16 protein-coding genes and 1 pseudogene are annotated in these 20,181 nt (G+C 65.4%); 1 reads left to right on the forward strand and 16 read right to left on the reverse strand.

The window, feature by feature from the left end; translation table 11 throughout:
- Position 1 precedes the first annotated feature (1 nt).
- The 5 genes and pseudogenes from P7644_RS20895 to P7644_RS20915 form a co-directional block, all read right to left on the reverse strand.
- Positions 2 to 1,672, reverse strand: a pseudogene (locus tag P7644_RS20895) (Tn3-like element IS1071 family transposase); the annotation flags it as partial.
- A 38-nt stretch (positions 1,673 to 1,710) separates the two neighbouring features.
- Complete coding sequence (locus tag P7644_RS20900; protein ID WP_404303318.1) at positions 1,711 to 2,172, reverse strand: hypothetical protein; 462 nt, start codon at positions 2,170 to 2,172, stop codon at positions 1,711 to 1,713.
- A gap of 49 nt (positions 2,173 to 2,221) precedes the next feature.
- Positions 2,222 to 2,605: a DNA-binding protein gene (locus P7644_RS20905; protein ID WP_404303320.1), complete on the reverse strand. Its 384-nt coding sequence runs from the start codon at positions 2,603 to 2,605 to the stop codon at positions 2,222 to 2,224.
- 265 nt (positions 2,606 to 2,870) lie between these two features.
- A complete protein-coding gene (locus P7644_RS20910) occupies positions 2,871 to 3,188 on the reverse strand; it encodes a peptidyl-tRNA hydrolase (RefSeq protein ID WP_404303322.1) in 318 nt (105 codons plus the stop codon).
- Between the two features lie 44 nt (positions 3,189 to 3,232).
- Positions 3,233 to 4,219 carry a DNA-binding protein gene (locus P7644_RS20915; RefSeq protein ID WP_404303324.1) on the reverse strand — a complete coding sequence of 329 codons (987 nt, stop codon included), beginning with the start codon at positions 4,217 to 4,219 and terminating at the stop codon, positions 3,233 to 3,235.
- Positions 4,220 to 4,357: 138 nt separating this feature from the next.
- Between P7644_RS20915 and P7644_RS20920 the strand changes: the two genes are divergently transcribed.
- Entirely contained in the window at positions 4,358 to 5,527 is a 1,170-nt protein-coding gene (locus tag P7644_RS20920) for a tyrosine-type recombinase/integrase (protein ID WP_404303325.1), read from the forward strand.
- A 320-nt stretch (positions 5,528 to 5,847) separates the two neighbouring features.
- Here the strand turns inward: P7644_RS20920 and P7644_RS20925 are convergent, their stop codons facing one another.
- From P7644_RS20925 to P7644_RS20975, 11 genes are all read right to left on the reverse strand, one after another.
- Entirely contained in the window at positions 5,848 to 6,645 is a 798-nt protein-coding gene (locus tag P7644_RS20925) for an ABC transporter ATP-binding protein (protein WP_404303326.1), read from the reverse strand.
- Positions 6,642 to 7,631, reverse strand: coding sequence for a FecCD family ABC transporter permease (locus P7644_RS20930; protein ID WP_404303327.1), 990 nt, complete (start codon positions 7,629 to 7,631; stop codon positions 6,642 to 6,644). Before P7644_RS20930 ends, P7644_RS20925 begins: the two co-directional genes overlap by 4 nt.
- A complete protein-coding gene (locus P7644_RS20935) occupies positions 7,628 to 8,599 on the reverse strand; it encodes a FecCD family ABC transporter permease (RefSeq protein WP_404303328.1) in 972 nt (323 codons plus the stop codon). Before P7644_RS20935 ends, P7644_RS20930 begins: the two co-directional genes overlap by 4 nt.
- Positions 8,596 to 9,513: a Fe(3+) dicitrate ABC transporter substrate-binding protein gene (locus tag P7644_RS20940; protein WP_404303329.1), complete on the reverse strand. Its 918-nt coding sequence runs from the start codon at positions 9,511 to 9,513 to the stop codon at positions 8,596 to 8,598. Before P7644_RS20940 ends, P7644_RS20935 begins: the two co-directional genes overlap by 4 nt.
- A gap of 465 nt (positions 9,514 to 9,978) precedes the next feature.
- The gene (locus tag P7644_RS20945) at positions 9,979 to 10,806 is read right to left on the reverse strand and encodes an HpcH/HpaI aldolase/citrate lyase family protein (protein WP_404303330.1); all 828 of its coding nucleotides are present in this window, start codon (positions 10,804 to 10,806) and stop codon (positions 9,979 to 9,981) included.
- A complete protein-coding gene (locus P7644_RS20950; protein WP_404303331.1) occupies positions 10,790 to 12,016 on the reverse strand; it encodes a type III PLP-dependent enzyme in 1,227 nt (408 codons plus the stop codon). Before P7644_RS20950 ends, P7644_RS20945 begins: the two co-directional genes overlap by 17 nt.
- Positions 12,007 to 13,839, reverse strand: coding sequence for an IucA/IucC family protein (locus tag P7644_RS20955; protein ID WP_404303332.1), 1,833 nt, complete (start codon positions 13,837 to 13,839; stop codon positions 12,007 to 12,009). Before P7644_RS20955 ends, P7644_RS20950 begins: the two co-directional genes overlap by 10 nt.
- A 23-nt stretch (positions 13,840 to 13,862) precedes the next feature.
- Complete coding sequence (locus tag P7644_RS20960) at positions 13,863 to 15,044, reverse strand: MFS transporter (RefSeq protein ID WP_404303333.1); 1,182 nt, start codon at positions 15,042 to 15,044, stop codon at positions 13,863 to 13,865.
- Complete coding sequence (locus P7644_RS20965) at positions 15,041 to 16,840, reverse strand: IucA/IucC family protein (RefSeq protein WP_404303334.1); 1,800 nt, start codon at positions 16,838 to 16,840, stop codon at positions 15,041 to 15,043. The genes P7644_RS20960 and P7644_RS20965 overlap by 4 nt, the downstream gene beginning before the upstream one ends.
- Positions 16,837 to 18,033 (reverse strand): siderophore biosynthesis protein, encoded by a 1,197-nt coding sequence (locus P7644_RS20970; RefSeq protein ID WP_404303453.1) that lies wholly within the window; start codon positions 18,031 to 18,033, stop codon positions 16,837 to 16,839. Before P7644_RS20970 ends, P7644_RS20965 begins: the two co-directional genes overlap by 4 nt.
- A 33-nt stretch (positions 18,034 to 18,066) precedes the next feature.
- Positions 18,067 to 20,148 carry a TonB-dependent receptor family protein gene (locus tag P7644_RS20975; protein WP_404303336.1) on the reverse strand — a complete coding sequence of 694 codons (2,082 nt, stop codon included), beginning with the start codon at positions 20,146 to 20,148 and terminating at the stop codon, positions 18,067 to 18,069.
- Positions 20,149 to 20,181 lie beyond the last annotated feature (33 nt).

Consider the following 20,181-nt stretch of genomic DNA (forward strand, 5'->3'; position numbering starts at 1 on the left):
TTCATCCGTTGGTGCCAGTTATCGGTGCTCCCTGCCGCGAGGGCAGGATTTGGTCGGCATAACGGTCAACCGGGAAGCGAAACACACCCCGCAAGTTGATGCTCTCCAGCCTGGTGGGCGCAATCTTCCCGATCAGTTCCGGTGGAATGACCTGGCGGCGGTTCGACCAGCGATCCAGGACCGCCTGCATCTGTGAGGTATTCCACGCCATCACGATGTTGGCCATCAGGCTCAACGCATCGGCCACAGCCTGCATTTCATCGACACGTTTGGCCTGCGCCGGGCTGATCCGGCCGGTATAAATGGCGCGCTTGAGGGCGTTAACAGCCTCGCCCCGATTGAGCACCCGGCGCAACTCGTTCCTGAAAGCGTCCTTGACAAAGTAGTCAGCCAAAAACGCCGTACGCAGCAACCGCCCCAATTGCACGCCAGCCTCATAGATTGGATCGCCCTGGGCGGCAGAACCGAACCGCGCAAGAGCTGCCACCGCACTGGCATGTCCGCTCATGACCGAGGCTGCCAGGTGCACCAGACTATCCCAATGCTTTTCGATCAAAGCGACGTCGACATTGGCTTCGCACACCGCAGCGATTTCTGCGGGCACTTTGGTGCCGCGTGGCACAAAGAGGTGGCGCTGTTTGAGTTCCTTCAACCGCGGGCAAAGATCAAAACCAAGCAAACGGGCATGTGACATGGCAAAGTCGGTGTAGCCATGGGTATCCACAGCAAGCTGGCTGGTCTCCAGCTTTTCTTGGCGGATGACACCTTCAATGGCCACGCCCGCCTGGCGCTCATTGAGCACAAAGGGCTGCGCATGGAAGATGCCCCACCGGTCTTTTACATGGGAGTAGATTCCAATGGAAGGTGTGTTGCGCCGAGGATCAAGCCGGGCTTGCCACACCCGTTTGGTGGTCTCCATGCTCATCATGTCAGAAGATGCCAAATCGGACCGCCCCCAGGTGGCGGCAATCGGGTGTCGCTGCATGAATTCCAGCACAGCCTGGCAGGCCTGGCTCAGACGCCGTTCGTCCCGCGCCCAGCGCATGGCCTGGCGAATGCTGGTGGCAGACAATTGCGGAATCATGCGCGCGCATTCGACCGCAGTCAGACTGGTGCCGTGGGCCATGATGCCGGCATAGACCATCAGCAGCTCGTCGGTAGAGCGCGGCTCACGTCCGAGCATGATCCAGCTAAAGCGCACCTGGGCGTCAACGGCCAGAATCACTTCCGGCAATTGAACCTCACCGATGCGGTGATCCAAAGCCGCGCGCAGCTTGGTCACTTCTGGGTCTTCGTCCTCTGCGGGCAATGGCGACAAATGGAGTTCATCATCCACGCGCAGTACGCCACTGCGGGCTGCAGCGGCCACCGCATCGACACCGGCAGTTACTCTGGCCAGCAAAGGCTTCAAGAAAGTGGCAGCCTTGCTGGGTAACGATAGACGGGCATAGTGTTTCTTGGACTCTGCCTGCCAACGCTCGTCCGTGAAGAACAAGCGCGCACGACCCCGAAAGCTCAGGCTGTGCTCAATCCAGACCGAGCCATTGCGCACCGCGCGGCGCAGGGCAAACAGGGTGGCCACCTCCAACGCCTGAAACGCCCGTTCCCGGTCTGGGCTGGAGATCGAAACCTGCCAGATCATTCCCAGACTTGGTGCCACCACTTCAAGAGGGTCGGCAGGGATTCATGTAAAACCCAGCAGAAACAGGCTTAAGTGCCTGTCCCCGTTGACTTTTTCGACTCTCTCTTCCCTGGACGACCGGCCTCTTCAACCGGGTTCGCAACCAAATTAGGGCCAGTCGCCGGCGTACTGAAGCGCTCAAGCATGCTGGCCACGACCTGCTCCTGGGCCGTGACGGATGACCTGGCCGTCGCCAGCGCCAGTTCCAGCTGTTGTTTGGCGGAAAGCAGCTCGTCGACCTTGGCCTGCAACTGCTCTTTGGAAGTGCTGAGCTGCTGGACGGCCGCGTCCTGCTCAACCAGGCGCCGGCCCAATTCCTCGGAGCGCCTTTGCGCAAACCCCAGTTCATCCTTGAGCGGCCGCAGGCCTCGCACCTCTTCCTGAGCCTGGTGCAGATCGCCCTGGGCGCGCGACAAATCGCCCAGGAGGCGTGCGTTTTCCTGAAGGGTATGGACGGCTTCCTGCTGCTTGGTGGCCAAGGTCTCGTTCACGGTGCGCAACTCGGCCTGCAGGGGGTAGTCTCACTCTTGCTGTCGATATTTACTCTGCGGATAAAGGGTTAACCCCTAGCCTATTTTGCGGCTTTGGGCTTCGTTTGACGGGGTGCTCGTCCTTTCGGTGCAAATTGACACGCTCAAGGACTTCGGCGGCCAGCACTTGCGCGCGGGCTTCCTCGCGAAGTTGCACCAGCGCCTCCTGCGCTACAGCCTGGGCTCGCTGCCACAGGGCGCCCACCATCTCGCCGGCCGCCTCGCGCAGCGGCTCCGGCAGATCGGGGTGTTCGATCCGGATGCGGCTTTTCTCACGCAGGGTTTCCCAGAACTTGGTTAGCGCCTCCGCCGGCGCGCTCATGCTGCCCTTGCGCACCAGCTGGTACAGCTTGTTGGCCGTGGGCGTGATCCCGTGCCGGAAAAACAGCAGCACGCACACCTCGCGGTACAGCTCCTGGGTGTCTGGATACTGGGCACGCAGGGGTGATCGTCCTTTGCGTGCAGATTGACGCGCTTGGCTAAAAAATCCCCTTCAAAATCAGACACTTGGGATATAGGAGATTTCCAGAGTCGCGTCCTCTCGGTGCAATGACACGGTGCAATCCAAGGAAGCCGCCTCCGGGCGCGGAGGACGGTCCTGCTGTCCGTTTATCCTGAATTAGTCGATCCGGATAATTATCAGTTCTGGATAATTCAGGCTAAACGGCCGGCGGTTCGCGGTACAGCCTCAGGAACTTGAACATCTTGGGCCATTCAGGCCGCGGTTTGAACACGATCGCGACCTCCTGGTCTCCGAGTGCCGATTCGGTGAGCACGACGTGATCGGCCACCTGCTTGGCGTTCTCGAACTCCTTGGCGTTGACCTTGCAGACCGCCTTGAAGAACGGCCCTTGCAGCCATTCGCGCACCTCTGGCTCGTCCTGAAACTTCAGGTAGCCGGCAAGCGAGGCGTGCGCGACCGCCACCATGGCAAATCCCAGCGGGATGTCGTCGCGAACGAGGATGTACATCTTCATTTCCCGATTCTGCGCGAGCGGCGTCGATGAATGGTCGGCAACCCTCAGGGCGCGCGAGACGGTTTGGTGGCCCCGCCCTTCGCTGCACGGACGCCGGACACTCGCTTGCCGCCAACCGCTTCCAGGCGCAGCCGTGTCGCCTGGAGCTCCTGGCTCAGTTGATCCCGCTGTTCTAGCAGCTGGGCGGCCCGGCCCTCCAACTCGCCGCTGCGCTGGTGCAGCGCTTCGATTTGCTGCTGCCGCTGGAGGGTGGCCTCGCGGTGCGCCTGCGCCTGGCTGGCCAGGTCGCGCCGGGCTTGCTCAACTTCCTTCTGCAGCTTGGCAGCGTTGCCGCGTTCGCGATCGACGTCCAGTAGTGCGCGTCGGACTTCGGCCCCATGGCGCTCGTCGGCCGCTGCCGCCGCGGCGCGCTGCTGCTCGAGTTCTCCGGTGAAGCGTTCCTGAGCGGCGCTCAGCGCCGCCTGAAGTTCCTGCCGCTGACCGGCGCCGGCATCCAACTGGCGCTGCAATGCTGCAACCTCGCCCTGCGCGCGGCCCAGCTCGCTTTGCAGCGATGTCACCCGCTCTTGGTTCGCGCGCAGGGCGTCTCTCACCATGCCGAGAGACGCATCCGCGGCATCTGCGCGTGCGCTGGCGGACTGGGCCAGTCCATCGGCTGCGACGACGGCCGCGCGCGCCTCCTCGCGCAGCTGCGCAAGGGTGTCCTGAGCCTCGGCTTGGGCACGCTGCCACAGCTGCCCCACCATTTCGCCGGCTGCGTCTCGAAGGGATTGCGGCAGATCAGGGTGCTCGATGCGAAGGCGGCTTTTCTCGCGCAGCGTTTCCCAGAACTTGGCCAGCGCCTCGGCCGGCGCGCTCATGCTGCCCTTGCGCACCAACTGGTACAGCTTGTTGGCCGTGGGCGTGAGGCCGTAGCGGAAGAACAGCAGCACGCACACCTCTCGGTACAGGTCCTGCGTATCGGGGTGCTGCGCACGCAGGGCCTCGATTTCGGCCTGCATCCGGGCCTCAGTCGCGGGTAGAGTGTCCATGGGTGCTGCCCCTTTCATGAATGAAGAAAATAATACAACGTAATACGTTGGATAATTTCCTATTTTTACAGGTCTATGGACATAATCAATCTAATGTCCATAATATTGGCTCATGCCTATATTCGCGCGTAGCTCGTCATGAATACCCTCGTCCGCTTGGATGAATTAGCCGTTCCCACCCACCTCGACGGTAGCCAGGGCCGCAATCGGGCGACTTCGCGATCCCAGTTGGCCGCCGGCGATGATCGGTCCGCCGTGCTGGCATGGTTGGCCCGCTATGTCGATTCGCCCGCCACGCTGGCCAGCTACCGCAAGGAAGCCGAGCGCCTCCTGCTGTGGTGCACCCTGCAGCACGGCGTCGCGCTGTCCGATCTCTCGCATGAAGATTTACTCGTCTATCAGCGCTTCCTCAACGATCCCCAGCCTGCCGAGCGCTGGGTGATGCAGCCGGGCCAAAAGCCCGGGCGGGATTCTGCGCGATGGCGGCCGTTTGCGGGACCGTTGGGCCCGTCAAGCCAGCGCCAAGCGCTGTCAATTCTCAATGCGATGTTTTCCTGGCTGGTGGAGGCGGGGTACCTCGCTGGCAATCCGTTGGCCTTGAGTCGCCGCAAGCGCAGGATGGCAGCGCCACGTGTGAGTCGGTTCCTGCCGGTGGAGCATTGGGAGGTCGTCAAGGCGACTATTGAGGCAATGCCGGTGGTTAGCGAACGCGAGAAGCTGCATGCCTCGCGCTGCAGATGGCTGTTTTCACTGCTGTATATCGGTGGCTTGCGTGTTTCGGAGATTTGCAGCGCGACCATGGGTGGATTTTTCAGCCGGCGCAGCACCGACGCGCGCGAGCGTTGGTGGCTGGAGATCACAGGCAAGGGAGGCAAGACGCGTTTGGTGCCCGCAACCGGCGAGCTGATGACCGAACTGATGCGATACCGCAATGTCCAAGGGCTGAGCATGCTTCCCTTGGAGGGAGAGAACACGCCGCTGGTAATACCCCTCATCGGTCCCAACAAACCAATGGCGCGCAGCGCCATTCACGAGATCGTCAAGGCCGTCTTCCGGGAGAGCGCGGGCCGACTGCGTCAGCGAGGTCCTGAGCTTGACGCGGCCGCAGCGCACCTTGAGCAGGCATCCACCCACTGGATGCGCCACACTGCAGGAAGCCACTTGAGCGAAAAGGCCGACCTGAAAGTGGTCCGAGATAACTTGGGCCATGCAAACATCAGTACGACAAGCATCTACCTGCATTCAGAGGACGATGTCCGGCATGACGCTACTTCAGCGGGGCACAGCGTTGGATGGCGGTCGTCATAGCTCCACTCGGTCTCTAAAAAGCGAAAGTTCTGGGCAGAACAACGAAGACCGAAAGCAACAATTTGCAAGGCAAACCGTATCAGTTTACTGAGATGGACCCGACGCCTCCCTTCGGGGGAAACTGAGCGTCTCATCAACCGTTATTGCATGGAGGGTCTACCATGGAAATCGATACTCTGGGCATCGACTTGGCCAAGCGGGTGTTTCAACTTCACGGTGCCGATCGTCGCGGCCAGGCAGTGCACCGCTGAAGTAGCGTCATGCCGGGTATCACTGCGCCACGAAAGAGCTGCGGCTCGATCACGCAGTCAAAGTCCGGTTTAGCAGCCCTTGAGACCACCTGTAAGCGGCGTGACCCGTGGCCTGGCGCTGACGGGATCGGTGTCGACATGGCAGGCCAGGCCGAAAATCGCCTGCATCATCGCAGCGGTCATCACCCGTTGTGGTGGTCCCTGGTCATAAATACGCCCATCAGGGCTCAGTGCCACCATCACGTCCGCGTAACGGGCGGCTTGGTTGAGATCATGCAGCACCGCCACGAGTGTTCGCCCCTGCAGCCGCAATCCGGCCAACAGCTCCATCAGCTCGTGCTGGTGGTTGATGTCCAGGAAGGTTGTTGGCTCGTCCAGTAACACGATGGGTGTCTCCTGCGCAAGCACCATCGCCAGCCACGCGCGTTGACGCTGACCGCCGGATAACTCATGCAGCGGACGCTCGGCCAATTCCGCCACACCCGTGTGCGTCATCGCCTGCGCCACAGCCGATCGGTCTTCGGGGCCCGCGCGTCCCCACCACGACTGATAGGGCGCGCGCCCGTAGTGCACCAGCTCTTCTACGGTGAGTCCTTCCGGCGATTCCGCTCCCTGCGGCAACAGCGCAACCTGCCGCGACACCGTCCGGGGGGAGATGCCCGCCAGGTCGCGTCCGTCCAGCAGTACCTTGCCTTGCCTTGGCACGAGCAGCCGCAGCAGGGTCTTGAGCAGCGTGGACTTGCCGCAGCCGTTGGGACCTACGATAGCGGTAAAAGCACCCTCTGCGATCGCCAGAGTGATTTCGTCCAGTACGCGCCTTGAGCCGTAATCCAGTGTCAGGCGCTCGACACATAGCCTTGCTTTCATATCACTCCCCGGTAGCGCGACAACAGGTAAAGGAAATACGGCGCGCCCAGAAGCGCCGTCATGATGCCGGCCGGCACCTCCAGTGGCGACAGCAGGCTGCGGCCCAGCGTATCGGCAACCAGGAGCAGCAAGCCGCCAAGCAACGCTGACAACGGCAGTAGCCGGCGGTGATCGGCACCGACCAGCAAGCGCGCCAAGTGCGGTGCCAGCAGCCCGATGAAAGCTACAGTGCCCGCAACGGCCACCGCGCCGCTGGCCAGCAGCACTGCCAGCAGCAGGGCCTGCCTGCGGGTACTGTTGACGGACACGCCCAGCGCCTGTGCTGCTGCGTCTCCCAGCGCCAGCAGATTGAGTCGCTGGGCGAGCAACAGCGACGCCGGCAACAGCGGGACCAGCGGCAATGCCAGCATCAGATGGTCCCAATTGCGCCCCCACAGCGAGCCACGAAGCCAAATAACCGCCAGGGCTACCCGGTCTGCCTGGGCGCTAGCCAGGTAGTCGATTCCCGCTGCGAACAGTTGCGTCACCGCGACGCCAACCAGCGCCAAATGCATGGGGCTGACACCGCCGCGCCACGCCAGCCGGTATACCAGCAGCGCTGCGGCTAGGCCACCGGCGAACGCCGACAGCGGCAGGGTCCACAGAGGCATGTCGCCGAGCACCAGCACCACGAAGGCTGCGGCCAGGCCGGCACCGCTGGTGACGCCGATCACGTCCGGCGCAGCCAGCGGATTGCGTGTCACCCCTTGCACCAGTGCGCCAGAGACGGCCAGCGCGGCACCGACTGGCCATGCCAGCAGGGTGCGCGGCAATCGCAGCTGCAGCACCAGATGGCTGTAGGGACTGGTGTCGGACCAGGCGGCATGCCAGGTGTCGTGCAGTGTCAGCGGGACCGCACCGACAGCCAGCGATAGCAGCGTCAGCAACACCAGGCCCGGCAAGGCGATAGCCAGCAGCAGCGGGGCATGGGTGGAGCTTGCTTTCATCGCCGCTGCTTCCAGGTCAGGTAGAGAAAAAACGGAGCGCCGATCAGGGCGGTGACGATGCCCACCGGCGACTCGAAGGGGTAGTTGACCAAGCGAGACAGCGCGTCGGACAGCAGCATCAGCACACCGCCCAGCAGACCGGCCAGTGGCAGCACCAGTCGGTAGTCCTGCCGCCCAAGCAATGCGCGCGCCGTGTGCGGCACGATCAGGCAGACGAACGGAATGGCGCCTACATAGGTGACGACAGCGCCGGCCACCACCACGACCAGCAGCGCGCACAGTACGCTCACCGTGCGGGTCTTCAGGCCCAGGGCGTGAGCGGCTTCATCGCCCAATTGCAGCAAATTGAGCGGGTGGGCGAGCAACAGCGCGCCCAGGGTGGCGCCAAGAACCCACGGCCATAGCCCGGCGACCTGTTGCCAGGTCATGCCGTCCACCGAGCCGGCCATGAAGGCGACGATGCTGACGCCCAGCTCGTCGTTGAGCATCACCGCGCCGTCAGTCATCGCCGCAAGCAGCGACGACAACGCCACACCGGACAGCACCAGTCGCACCCCGCTGGCCCGGCCGCGGTGCAGGCCGGAAAGTAACATCACCAGTGCGCCGGACAGCGTTGCGCCGGCGCAGGCCATCGCCAACGTCGGCAATTGCCAGCGCTGCAGCACGCCCAGCGACAGCGCAACGAACAGTCCCGCGCCCTGGTTGATGCCCAGCACGTGGGGGGAAGCCAGCGCGTTGCGGGTCACGGCCTGGAGCAGACTGCCCGCCATCCCCAGCCCCACGCCCACCAACGCGCAGGCCAACATGCGGGGCAGGCGGACGTCGCGCACGATCAGCGCCGACATGTCGTCGCCCCGCCACAGCCCTGACAGCATCAGGGGGTGCTCGGAAAACGCCAGCAGCGACAGCCAGGCCGCCAGCAACAGCGCCAGCAGCGTCAGCGAATAGACCAGCAGCGCTCGCGTCATTGCCGCAGCAGGCTATGCAGCTGCGCCGTCATCAGCTCGGCGGAAATCAGGCCGCGCGAGCGCGCCCATATATTGCCGTCCACCCAGTACACACGCTTATTCTGTACCGCCTTCAGCCCGCGCCACAGCGGACTTTTCGCCCAGCTGTCGATCTGGGCTGGCTGGCTGTAGCGCCCGAGCAGCAGGATGTCTGGGTTGACCGCCAACAATTGCTCCAGTCCTGTTTTGACGTAAGGCTCGGACCCCATCCGATTGCGACCGTGCTTCAGTGGTGTGTCGAAACCAAGTCGCTTAAGCACTCCGGCAGCATAAGTCGCCTCGGTATGCAGCCAACTGCCCTTGTCGCTGGAGACGCCAAACACCGCAGTGAGCTTCTGATCGTTCTCTATTGAGCGGGCGTACTTGTCCATCACCTCCGCGTGGCGCCGCAGCCGTTGCCGCATCTGCTCCTCTTTGCCCAGCGCTCGCGCCACCACCGGCAGTGTCTCCAGGTCCTCCTGGTAGGTGGAGGAGCGAACGTCGACGACCAATGTCGGAGCAATGGCCTGCAACTCGCTGTACACCGCCTGGTGCAGCCGCTGGTCTGCGATGATGAGGTCGGGCTTGAGCGCGGCAATCGCCTCCAGGCTTGGCTGGTAGCGACTGCCAACCGAGGCATAGCCCTTCACTGCGTCGCGTAGCGGCCCGATGATACGTTCGGGCTGCCGGTCGTCAGCGATACCGGTCGGCACCATGCCGACAGCCACCAAGGCGTCGACGAAGGAAAACTCCAGCGCCACCACGCGCTTGGGCGGCTGCGGCAACACCAGCTCGCCCTGGGCGTGCCGGATGCGTATCTCGGCGCGGACAGGCGCCAGCCACGCGGTTGCCAGCGTCAGCGCCGGCAGCAGAATTCGTACGCAACGTGCGTTCATTTAATCGTTCCTCGCTCAAATTCAGATGTGCGTCTCGCCGTGTCCAGATGACCGGAATCTGCCCTCGGTGGTTCGCCTCGACGCGCGGACTGGACCAGACCGCGTGTGAGTCGGGTGCGGTGTGCCTCGTCCCTGAACTGTCGAATGGGTTTATTTCTCTTTCAATGAACTTGTGCGGCTGCGTGATGCCACAACAGGCGGGCTGGCCACCCAGTGACATACAAATGATTCTCACTTGCATTCTCTATTCTATCGTGAATCCTCACCGAAAACACTATGCGGAGCACTCGCATCGATTTGCGCAATGTCTGCCGCAGAGAACGACACGGCTGCGCCACAGGCCAGGCGGGGTGTTCCGCCCGCCGCCTCCGGCGGCCATCAAGGGCAAGGAGCGCGTAGCCGCGAAGCTGTGCCTCCTCCAAAGAAAACAGCAGGCCCTTCGATACGATCCATCCCGCTCCGCGCTCAGGTGCCAGGCCGACCTACCTTGGCCTGGGTTGGCATCGCTCGCACTATTTCCACGCCTTCAGGAGGCCGGCAGGTGCCGAGATGCGCCTTGAGCGCACGAAAGCCCAGGCCACGGTCGTCGCCGAGCAGAAATGCCCTGACACCAGCCTCGGACCACGCTTCATGCTGGCCGTCGGCTCGCGGAATGGCACAGAAAGGCACCTTGTGTAACGAGCAGGCCGCCGCTACGCGGTGGATCGCCGCCTGTACGTCGGGATGCTGCGCCTGCCCCGGAACACCCAGGGACTGGGACAGGTCGACCGCGCCCTCCAGAATCATGTCGATGCCGGGCACGGCCGCGATGGCGTCGATGTTCTCGACGCCAGCCCTGTCCTCGATCATCGCCACCACCATGATCTCGCGGTTGGCAAGCGCCATGTAATCCTGCAGGCCGAGGGTCCCGAAGCCCGTGGTGCGGCCGCCGCTGATGCCGCGCTCACCCAGCGGGTGGTAGCGGCTCGCCAGGACCGCCTGCCGCGCCTGTTCGCCGTCCTGCACGCAGGGCACGACGATGCCCTGGGCGCCGGTGTCGAGCACGCGCAGGATGGTCTTGGGCTCGACGCCCGGCACCCGGACCAGCGGCGTGAGCCCGCAGCCCTCGGCGGCGCGGATCATGTTCTCCAGCGTCTGCGGATTGACGCCCGCGTGCTCCAGGTCGAGGATCACGAAGTCGTAACCCGCGTAACCGATCATTTCCACCAGCAGCGGCGCGGGAATCGAATTGAGCAGGCCGTACACCCGCTGCCCCGCTTCGAGCCGGGCCCTGAGCTTATTCGTCCGCAGCATCGGCGTGCTCCATCGGCAGGTACCAGTGCTGCGGATGCGGGTGGCGCAGGAAGTCATGGTGCGAGATGTGCCAGGCGTAGGCGCCGGCATACGGAAAGACCAGCAGGTCGCCCACCCGCACCCGTTCCACCGGCGCGTCGAAGGCCAGCAGATCCTTGGGCGTGCACAGCTGGCCGACCACGTGGACGGTGGCGTCGCGCAGTTCGGGCCGGGCCCAGGGATACGGCCAGTGCTCGACCGGCAGGACGTGGAACGGATGGCTGTGGCCCTGCGCGTAGGGCGTGCGGAAATGGTGGGTGCCGCCGCGTGCGACCACGTAGTCGCGGCCGAACGTGTGCTTGAGGTCCAGCACCTGCATGGCGTAATAGCCGCAGGCGGCCGTGATGTAGCGGCCACATTCGAAGCGCAGGCGCGGCAGGCCCGGCCGGCTTGCCCGCAAGCGCTGCAGTCCGGCGCCGAAGGCCGCGAGGTCGAACTGCTGCTGCGGCTGCCGGTAGTTGACGCCGATGCCGCCGCCGACGTTGACATGGTCGATGTCGAGCCCGTACGCCCCGCACCAGCGCTCGACCTGCTCGAGGTAGGCGGCGATCAGCTCGACGTGGGCAGCGGCGTCGAGCTGGTGCGACAGCAGGTGGAAATGAAAGCCGCGCAGGCGCAGGCCCCGTGCCTCGCGCAGGCTGGCCAGGCAGGCGGGCAATTGGTCGACGGCGATGCCGAACGGTGTCGCTTTGCCACCCATCATCAGCGTCGTCGCGGCCAGCCCGGGCAGCGGCAGGTTGACGCGCAGCAGCACGGGAGCGGTTTTGCCGGCCGCCTTGGCCAGCCAGGCGAGCCGCTGCAGCTCGTGCGGACTTTCCACGTGGATGGCCTCGACGTCGCTGTCCAGCGCCAGCCGGAGCTCGGCGTCGGTCTTGCCGGGGCCGCTGAAGATCAGCGGCGTGCTGGGGAAATGCTCGCGCACCCAGGCCAACTCGCCGCCCGAAGACACCTCGAAGCCGGCCACGCGCGGTGCCAGCGTCCGCAGGATGGGCAGGTCCGAATTGGCCTTGATCGCGTAGAACAGCTCACAGCCTGCGGGCAGCGCCGCGACCACGGCCTGACTGTGCCGGCGCAGCGCCTCGAGGTCATAGAGGTAGGCGCACAGCGGTTGCGTGGCGTCAGCCAGCGCCGCCCTCAGGTGGCGCGCCACCGTGTCCACTCTCAGTTCCATGGGGAGCCCTCGCCCGCGGCGGCGATCGGGTTGCCGACCGGCACATAGGTGGATGCGCGGTCGGCGCGCTGGAAAAAGCGGTTGCTCAGATTGGTCTTGCCGGGGAAGGGTTCCCCGGCCAGCAACGCGTTGATGCGCCGCGCCGAGGCCGGGCTGCCCCACTGCGCCTGGTAGCGCTGCAGGTGATGCCGGACCAGGGCCCACAGCCTCGGCTGCAGCGCCGGCTGGTCGGCCGAGAGCTGGCCGATGGCCTCGGCGAAATTGTTGACGAAGAGGCAGTAGCCGATGCGCCTCCAGCCCTGCTCCTCGTCGTACCACAGCGCCTCCCGCGCACGCGCGCTGATCTCGTTCAGCGCCTGCGCCGGGTAGTGCCCGGGCAGCAGCTTGACGCCCTCGAAATCGCGCAGGAACAGCTGGCATGGCCAGCCTGCCTGCAACCCGACCAGCACGTTCTGCAGATGCGGCTCGAACACCAGTCCGTGCGCGAAATAGCAGTGAAGCACCGGGTACATCAGCTGTGCGACGTAGTCGGAAAACCAGCGCTCGGTCACGCTGGCGAGCGGGCTGCGCTCGCGTGCGGCGATGTCGCCGAGCAGATGGCGCATGCGCATTTCACCGTACACATGGTTGCCGAACAGCGCGCCAGCCAGCAAGGCGGTTGCGCCGGGCCGCAGCAAGGCCTCGACGTTGCGGCGCAGGATCATGCCGAATCCCTCGGTCACCTCACGGTTGCCCGCCGGGTCGGCATTGCGCAGGTCAACCGACAGGAAGGCCGGCTCCTCCAACACCTCCAGCCCGGCAAACTCGCGCTGCAGCCCGGGCAGCAACCCACGCATGATGCGGCTCACCTGGGTCGCCCCTTCCAGTTCGTACCAGGCGTTCTTGCGCACACAGTTGGTCAGCCGGACGTTCAGCGAGAACTTGTAGAAATAGGGATTGCCTGGCTGGTACAGCGTGCGCACCGACGAGGTCGCGTAGAACGGCGCGCCATGTGCGCCGAGGTGGCGCAGCCGGCCCTCGTGGATGGCCTGCCTGACCAGCGGGTGCGTCAGCAGGTGGCCCGCCTGCCAGGGATGCACCGGGACCGCGACGCAACCGGGTTCGACCGCCGGCGCGCCCGCCGCGACGACCTCCTCGCAACGCTGCCCCAGCAGCGACTGCTGCACGACGTCCTCGGCGCGCACCGCGAAGTAGTGCAGCGGGAAGCACGCCCCCAGCTCCGGCGAGTAGCAGCCCAGGTCCCCGTCGGTAAAACCCTGGCGGCTCTTCGGCGCGGGGTGAAAGGGGTGGCCGAACACCAGCGACTGCTCGGAATCGATATAGGCTTCGACCGGGTCGGCGGGCAGGCGCGCAGCCGGCGGGCACAACAGTGCTCGCGTGGTCATGGCCACGCTGTTGCAAACCTGCTCCATCAGCTCGGTGTTGGGCGGCAACCCGTGCCTGAGCGCCATCTCGCGCAGCAGCAGCGCCGCCTGCGCCGCCCAGTCGAGCAGGGCCCAGGGCTTGCCGGGCGCCTTGTGAAAAAACGGCGAACGGTAGCGGTAGTTGCCGGTGAGCGAGGCCGCCGCGACCACCACCAGCAAGCGCTCGCCAGTGTGCGGCAGCTGCACATGCAGCACCTGGCCGCCTTCGCGCTGCAGCGCCATCTTGACCGCGGCCGGCCAGTCGTTTTGCCAGAACAGCGGACCGACGCTGAGTTCGCCGGCGGGACCGGCCACTTCGCGGCAATAGCAGTTGAGCAGCGTCTCCTGGCTGCGCTGGCCGGCTTCGTGTGCAGCCGGGCTCGTCAGTTCGGCGCGCTGGGCATTGGATGTGTGTTGCATGGATTCTCCTGGGTAGGGATGAGTCACGTGCTGGCGCGCAACCGGTGGCGCGGCGCCAGTGTCAGGTAAGCCGCGGCGCAGGCCACCATGGCTGCGCCGAGGAAAAACGGCGCGCCCAGACCGAAAGCCTGGGCGACGAAGCCGGCCGACAGGCCTGCCGCCACCGCGCCCCATTTGGAGCTGCTTTCAAACCAGCCGAAGGCGCGACCGGCGCTGCTGCCATGCACAACCCCGGCGATCAGCCCGTGCAGCGCAATAAAACCGGCTGTCATCGCCAGCCCCATCACCAGCCGCCACGCGACCAGCGCGGCGAGCGAGCCGGCCAGGGCCTGGCCCACCAGGCACAGCGCCAGCGCGGCAAACGCCGCAGCCAGGATGACGGTCTGCCTGCCGCGGGCGAGCCAGCGGGTCAGCGGCAGCGCCGCGAGCAGGTAGACGGCATGCGGCAGGCCGAACAACAGGCCGGCCATGCCAGTGGACAGTCCGGCGAAGCGCTGCTGCACATGCGGCGCGAAGTAGGGAAAGGTCACCACCGTCGCGAACACAAAGGCGAACTGCAGCGCATAGACCTGCCGTGGCGTGGCCTCGGCCACCGCCGCAGCGTCGTGCGCGGCTGGCGTTTTCTGCGCTGCGGCGCCCGCAGGCAGGCAGACGGCCAGCGCCGCGGCGGCCAGCGGCAGCAGTGCCAGCCAGCGGTACATTTCGATCGGCGAACTGGCGCCCGCCTGCAACGCCAGTCCCAGCGCCAGCGGCGCGGCCACCAGCGCGGCGCGCGCCGACCACTGCATGGCGGTCAGGCCGCGTGCCAGCGCCGGACCGCTGGCGATGGTCGCGAGGTAGGCATTGGAGGCCGCAAAGGTGCCGCCCAGCACGCCTTGCAGTGCCAGTGCCGCGAAGAACACCCAGGTGTTCGTGGCAAAGCCGGCCAGCAGAAAGCTGGCGGCCAGCCCGAGCTGGGCGCGGATCAGCAGCCTCTTCTTGCCATAACGGTCCGCCAGCCGGCCCCACCAGGGACTGCTCAGCGCGGCGAACGCGGTCGGCACCACGTAGAACCAGCCGGCCAGATAGCGCGCCTCGTTGTGCAGCGACTGCTCCAGGATCAGCGCGAAGAACGGCGGCATGCCGAGCGCGGCGAAAGCGGCCACGAAATGGCCCGCCATCACCGCCAGCACGATGGTGCGCGGCACAGGCGGCGGCGTCATCATGCGGCCTTCAGGAAGTTGGGCGCGCTCTTGCCATAGAACTTGTTGACGTCCGCCGCGCCGGTCGCGCTCTTGTCGAGCAGGGTCGCCGCGGTCAGCAGGTACTTGATGTACAGCCAGTCGTCGTCGAGGAGGGTCTGGCGCGCCAGCGCCACGTCCTCCCCCTCGGCCGCCAGTTCGTCGAGGATGGCGGCCGTACGCTCGCGCAGCCGGGCATAGGTCTGTTCACGGTTGAATCCCGGCACGCACCCGGCCAGCCCCTCGGTCGGCACCGCCAGGTTCAGCTGCAGCGTGATGGTGGTGAACATCTGCGCCAGCGGCAGGTCGTGGTCGACCACCAGGCGCGCGTCCTCCAGGGCCTCGATGTGCGCGGCCAGCGCTGGCGCGACACGTTCCAGCCGGGCGCGGTGCAGGCGCGCCGCGTCGTTGTCCTTGAGCAGCAGCCGCAGCCGCGGCGCCTCGTCGGCAAACACCAGCACCGAGTTCTGCTGGTTCGACTCCAGGGCGATGCCATAGCGCACCCACAGGGTTAGATGCAGGCGCAGCGTCAGCGCCAGGTAGTCGTCGAACAGCGCCACCGTATCACCGCCGTAAAAGCGCGCCGCAAGCTCTTCGGCCACGCAGCCGCCGGCCGGACTCGGCGCCAGCAGGCCCGCCACCGGAACCAGCGTGGCGTGCCGCAGGGCGGCTTCGGGGTAGCGGCGGACGATGTAGCCGAGGAAGGTCTTGCCATCGACGTGCGCGCCGGTGTCCTCGGCGGTCAGCAACAGGCGTCCCCGGATGGCCGGCTCGCGCTCGGCGATCGCGCCCAGCAGGTCCTGCACGCGCTGCCCGTCGCGAATCGTGCTGGGCTTGATGGTGCGAATGTTCTTTGCACCCAGGGTGCGTATGGTCAGCGGCAGCTTGAGGTGCCAGGCCGGAGCCTCGGCCAGCACCAGCGAGCGCACCGACAGCGTGGGTGTCACCGACAAATGGCTGCGCGGGGCGCGGATCACCTGCTCGCTCAGGCCGCTGCCGGCCAGGAAGGCGTCCAGCTCGCCTTGCCAGACGAACGGGTGCACCGGCACCAGCGCATGGTCCGCGGCCAGTGTGTCGGGCAGTCCGACGTCGGAAAAACCAGGCCAGCCGGGCGGCAGGCGATCGCCGCTCGGGTGGTACAGCGCGCGCGGCACGGCCAGCCAGTTCAATTCGAAGGCGCAGGGAAATTCCGGTGCATAGCGGCGCAGGTGCGCCACCTCGAAGCCCAGCTTGGCGCGCGCGGTCGGATAGAGCGGATGGTCCAGGTAGGACGCCAGCCGGTCGTAGCGCAGCATGCGCTCGTGCCAGTGAACGGGTTCGTGCCCGGGCCCCGCCTCGAACCAGTCACGCCGCGCCGCCTCGGCCGCATGGCGGTGTTCTACCGCCGCCGCGCATTCGCGCTCGAAGTCGGCAAAACGCGCGCGGGTGTCGCTGTCCGCCCCGGCACTGAAACTCGCCAGGATGTCGGCCACATGGAACAAGGGCTGCACCTGGCCGCCCTCCTCGACCAGCAGCGGCAGCCGGGTCAGCCGCCAGCTTTGCATGAAACGCTCCGGCGTGACCGGGATCCACATCCGTCCTGCCCCGAAGTGGCCAATTTCCAGCCAGCGCTGCGTCAGTGAAAAGTCAGTGCGGGCAGGCAGTTCCTCGCCGCGCACCAGGCGGGCGCGCGTGACACAGCCGCGCACGTCCTCGCGCAGCAGGGCGTCGACCACGCGGGTGCAGACATAGCTTGCGTCGGCGTCCGGCTGGCAGTGTCCTTCCATGGCGCGTTGGTTCATGCCGTGATCTCCCAGGACAGGCGCTGCGCGGCAGCGTCCATGGCCAGGGCCAGCGTACCGGCGTCAGGGCCGGCGCCGCGCAGCACGCCCAGGTAGTCCTTGTTCGAGTGGGTCAGCGCGATCGCATCGCCGACCGCGCGCAGCGGCTGGTAGGTCAGGCGCACCGCGTCGCCGCGCTCGGCGAAGGCCGCCGGCGCCCGGGCCACCGTCCCCGCTTCGCAGGCCACGAAATAGCGGATGTGCGCGGCACGATCGGCCAGTTGCAGCGCAGGCAGCGGCTGACCCAGATAAAGGCGCAGCACCGTTTCGAACAGCGCCATGTCCAGCGCGTCCTGCAGCAGGAACTCGCGGTAGTCGCCGATGTTGCGGTAGTTGATCTCGATCAGGCGCGGCCCCCGCGAGCTCATCACGAACTCGGTGTGGCAGGCGCCGAAACCGACGCCGAAGGCGCACACGATCTCGAGCACGCGGGCCGCCTCGCCCTGCGGCGGGCCGGGCACCCACACGGCTTCGTGCTCGATGAAGTGCGGCGGTGGCGACAGTCGCACCTGGAAGCCGCCCAGCACCACCAGCGACTTGCCGTCGCCCAGCGTCTCCAGCGTGTGGAGCGGACCATCGATGTACTCCTCGATCAGCATCGGCCGGCCCGGATGATCGGCCCACACGGCCGCGCACTGTGACTGCAGTTCCGCGCGATCACGGGCGAGGCTGACCTGCAGGCTGGCCACGCCCTCGCGCGGCTTGACCACCGCCGGGAACGGCACCTCGGGCAGCGCGCTGAGCATGGCCGGGTCGCAGACCGTCGCGTGCCACAGCGTGTCGATACCCAGCGCCTGCAGGTGGACACGCATTTGCGCCTTGTTCTTGGCGCGGTAGGTGGTGTGCCAGTCCTTGCGGGGCAGGCCGAAATAGTCGGCCGCCACCGAGGTGCTGGTCTGCAGATGGTCGCTGTTCGAAAAAATCGCGGCCGGACGAACCGCGCGCTGGGTCAGCGCATCGATCACCGCCAGCGGGTTGAACACATCGCAGGACAGGATGTCGTCGGGATAGGCCGGCAGCCCGCTCCTGGCGAAATGCGCGCGATGCGCGTCGGCACAGTCGGTCAGCAAGGTCACCGACAGGCCGAGCGACCTGGCCGCCGGCAGGAAGCCCTCGTTCACCGAATCGGTGGGCACATGGGCCAGCACAATCATATTTTGCACGGTCAACCTTTGTCTTGTGTGTATTTACAGATCCATCTGCAGGCTCGCCAGAACCGCTCGGCCCGGTTGCGGCATGCGACCCTGGCTGTAGTCGACCCCGCGGAAGTAGTAGTCACGGTTGAACAGGTTGTTGAGCGCAAGACCGGCCTTCATGCGCGTGCCGTTCCACTTGAAGGCATAGCCGACCTGCGCATTCCACAGCCAGTAGGACGGGATCCGGCCGACCGAGCCGCTCGCGTTCTCGGCGACCGTGTTGGCGCCGTCGCTGAACATCCCGCTCTGGTAATGCCCGTTCAGGTTCCAGGTCCAGCCCTGGCTTCGGTAAGTGGTGTCCAGCGCCAGCTGGTGGCGCGGCGCGTAGGGCAGCTCATTGCCCTTGAACGAACCGGACTGCTGCTCGGTGTCCACCCGCGTGTAGGCGGTCTTGAACTCGAGCCCACGAACCGCCTGGGGTCGCCACTTCATCTCAAGTTCCGCACCCTGGTGACGCGCCTGGCCGAGGTTGCGGAATCCGACGGTGGCGTTGACAAATTCCAGCTTGTTGTCGAACTGGAAGCGAAACCCCGTCAGCGCCAGATCCAGCTCGGGCGTCGCGGCCCAGCGCGCGCCGGCTTCAAGGTTTTTCGCACGCTCTGCCGCCAGGTCGCCGCCGAAGGTGATTTGGGTAAACTGGACCGGTCGCAGGGACTTGTGCGCATTGGCAAACAAAAACACATCGTTGCTCGCCTGATAGCCCACATCCAGGCCCGGCAGCCAGTCCTTGGTCGTGTCACGCGTCTGCACGCCAGTGGCGTTGTTACGGTAGGAAAGCCTGACATCCTCGTGACGCACACCCGGGGTGATCTTCAGCTTGCCGTTCAGCAACGAAAAGGTGTCGCTGACGTAGGTCGCGTAAGCGTCGTTTTCGAAGCGCCAGTCGCGGGTGACGCTGTAGGCGCCGCTGGCCAGCGTGGTGCTGTCAGCCTTGTAGTCCACCTCCTCGCGCATGTAGCGCATGCCAAGCATGATTTTTTGCTTGACCGGCCCATTGATGTCGAAGCTTAACCTGGGCTCGGTGCCGTACACCCAGAATTCCCGCGGCGATGACTGCCGCTGGGTGGATGCCGTGTCGGCGTTGCTCGCGTTGCCGAAGGCGAAGGTGCGCAGGCTGCGATGGCCGAAATTGTTCCAGCTGAGTTCGGTGCCATCGCCGAATTGATGCGTGTAAGTCGCGTAGGCGCGCGTGGTGTCGCCATCGAAACGATCCTGCGGGCGAGTCGATTGCGTGCGATCCTGGGCATAGGCTCGCGGGGTGAGCGCGCCGGGCAGTTCGTTACGGGTCGTGTAACGCTGCAGTCCCGCCTTGATCTCTGTCGCATCGCTCACAAGCCAGTCGGCATCGAGCATCAGGTTGCGGGTTGAGGTGTCGGAATGTGCGCGCTCGCCCTGCCCGTCGATCACATTCGCCTGCACCTGCAGCCCCAAGCGGTCGCTGACGAAGCCGCCGGCCCTCGCGTAGCTGTCGCTCAATATCCGGCCGTTTTTGGCAATGGACAGCGTCTCCTTGAGCGTGAACGAAGGCTTCACCGGAATGCGCTTGGTCACGAAGTTGATCACCCCGCCGACGTTGTTGGGGCCGTAGTGCACCGCCACGCCTCCGCGCGCCACATCCACCGCCTCGACAGCATTGAGCGTGAGAGGAAACAGCGAGGCGCCGGTTTGGCCGTAGGGCGCGAGCGTCATCGGGATGCCGTCCTGCAGCAACAGCACCTGTTCGCTGCGCAGCGGATTGAGGCCGCGCACGCCGATGTTCGGCAATATACCCGTACCACTCTCGTCGAGGACAGTCACACCGGGCACTTGCCGCAGGGTTTCATCCAGGGAGCGTGCACCGGTGTTTGCCAGGTCATCTTCGCTGATGACGGAGCGGGCGCCGGGGTGCTTCTTCGCGGCACTGGAACTTGGTGCACCCAGCCAGTCAGCGGTGACATGCACCGTTGGCAGAGTCGCTATTGGCGAAGTTTCCTTCGCCGTTTCAGCTACCTCGGCAGCCACAGCATTCGCCCCAACGGAAGCAAGCATCAAGTGGATGGCGACTAGTACGGGATGGCGGGCAAAGTTACGCATTTTTCTCCAGGTATTGGTTGTTTTGAAAGCTTT

The sequence above is a fragment of the Alicycliphilus denitrificans genome (assembly GCF_044792555.1).
Lineage (GTDB): Bacteria > Pseudomonadota > Gammaproteobacteria > Burkholderiales > Burkholderiaceae_C > Alicycliphilus > Alicycliphilus denitrificans_A.

What these genes read in the sequence shown, in the direction of transcription:
- P7644_RS20910 (WP_404303322.1), bottom strand. Translation starts at nt 3,188, where the DNA reads ATGAAGATGTACATCCTCGTTCGCGACGACATCCCGCTGGGATTTGCC.
- P7644_RS20915 (WP_404303324.1), bottom strand. Translation starts at nt 4,219, where the DNA reads ATGGACACTCTACCCGCGACTGAGGCCCGGATGCAGGCCGAAATCGAG.
- P7644_RS20920 (WP_404303325.1), top strand. Translation starts at nt 4,358, where the DNA reads ATGAATACCCTCGTCCGCTTGGATGAATTAGCCGTTCCCACCCACCTC.
- P7644_RS20925 (WP_404303326.1), bottom strand. Translation starts at nt 6,645, where the DNA reads ATGAAAGCAAGGCTATGTGTCGAGCGCCTGACACTGGATTACGGCTCA.
- P7644_RS20930 (WP_404303327.1), bottom strand. Translation starts at nt 7,631, where the DNA reads ATGAAAGCAAGCTCCACCCATGCCCCGCTGCTGCTGGCTATCGCCTTG.
- P7644_RS20935 (WP_404303328.1), bottom strand. Translation starts at nt 8,599, where the DNA reads ATGACGCGAGCGCTGCTGGTCTATTCGCTGACGCTGCTGGCGCTGTTG.
- P7644_RS20940 (WP_404303329.1), bottom strand. Translation starts at nt 9,513, where the DNA reads ATGAACGCACGTTGCGTACGAATTCTGCTGCCGGCGCTGACGCTGGCA.
- P7644_RS20945 (WP_404303330.1), bottom strand. Translation starts at nt 10,806, where the DNA reads ATGCTGCGGACGAATAAGCTCAGGGCCCGGCTCGAAGCGGGGCAGCGG.
- P7644_RS20950 (WP_404303331.1), bottom strand. Translation starts at nt 12,016, where the DNA reads ATGGAACTGAGAGTGGACACGGTGGCGCGCCACCTGAGGGCGGCGCTG.
- P7644_RS20955 (WP_404303332.1), bottom strand. Translation starts at nt 13,839, where the DNA reads ATGCAACACACATCCAATGCCCAGCGCGCCGAACTGACGAGCCCGGCT.
- P7644_RS20960 (WP_404303333.1), bottom strand. Translation starts at nt 15,044, where the DNA reads ATGATGACGCCGCCGCCTGTGCCGCGCACCATCGTGCTGGCGGTGATG.
- P7644_RS20965 (WP_404303334.1), bottom strand. Translation starts at nt 16,840, where the DNA reads ATGAACCAACGCGCCATGGAAGGACACTGCCAGCCGGACGCCGACGCA.
- P7644_RS20970 (WP_404303453.1), bottom strand. Translation starts at nt 18,033, where the DNA reads ATGATTGTGCTGGCCCATGTGCCCACCGATTCGGTGAACGAGGGCTTC.
- P7644_RS20975 (WP_404303336.1), bottom strand. Translation starts at nt 20,148, where the DNA reads ATGCGTAACTTTGCCCGCCATCCCGTACTAGTCGCCATCCACTTGATG.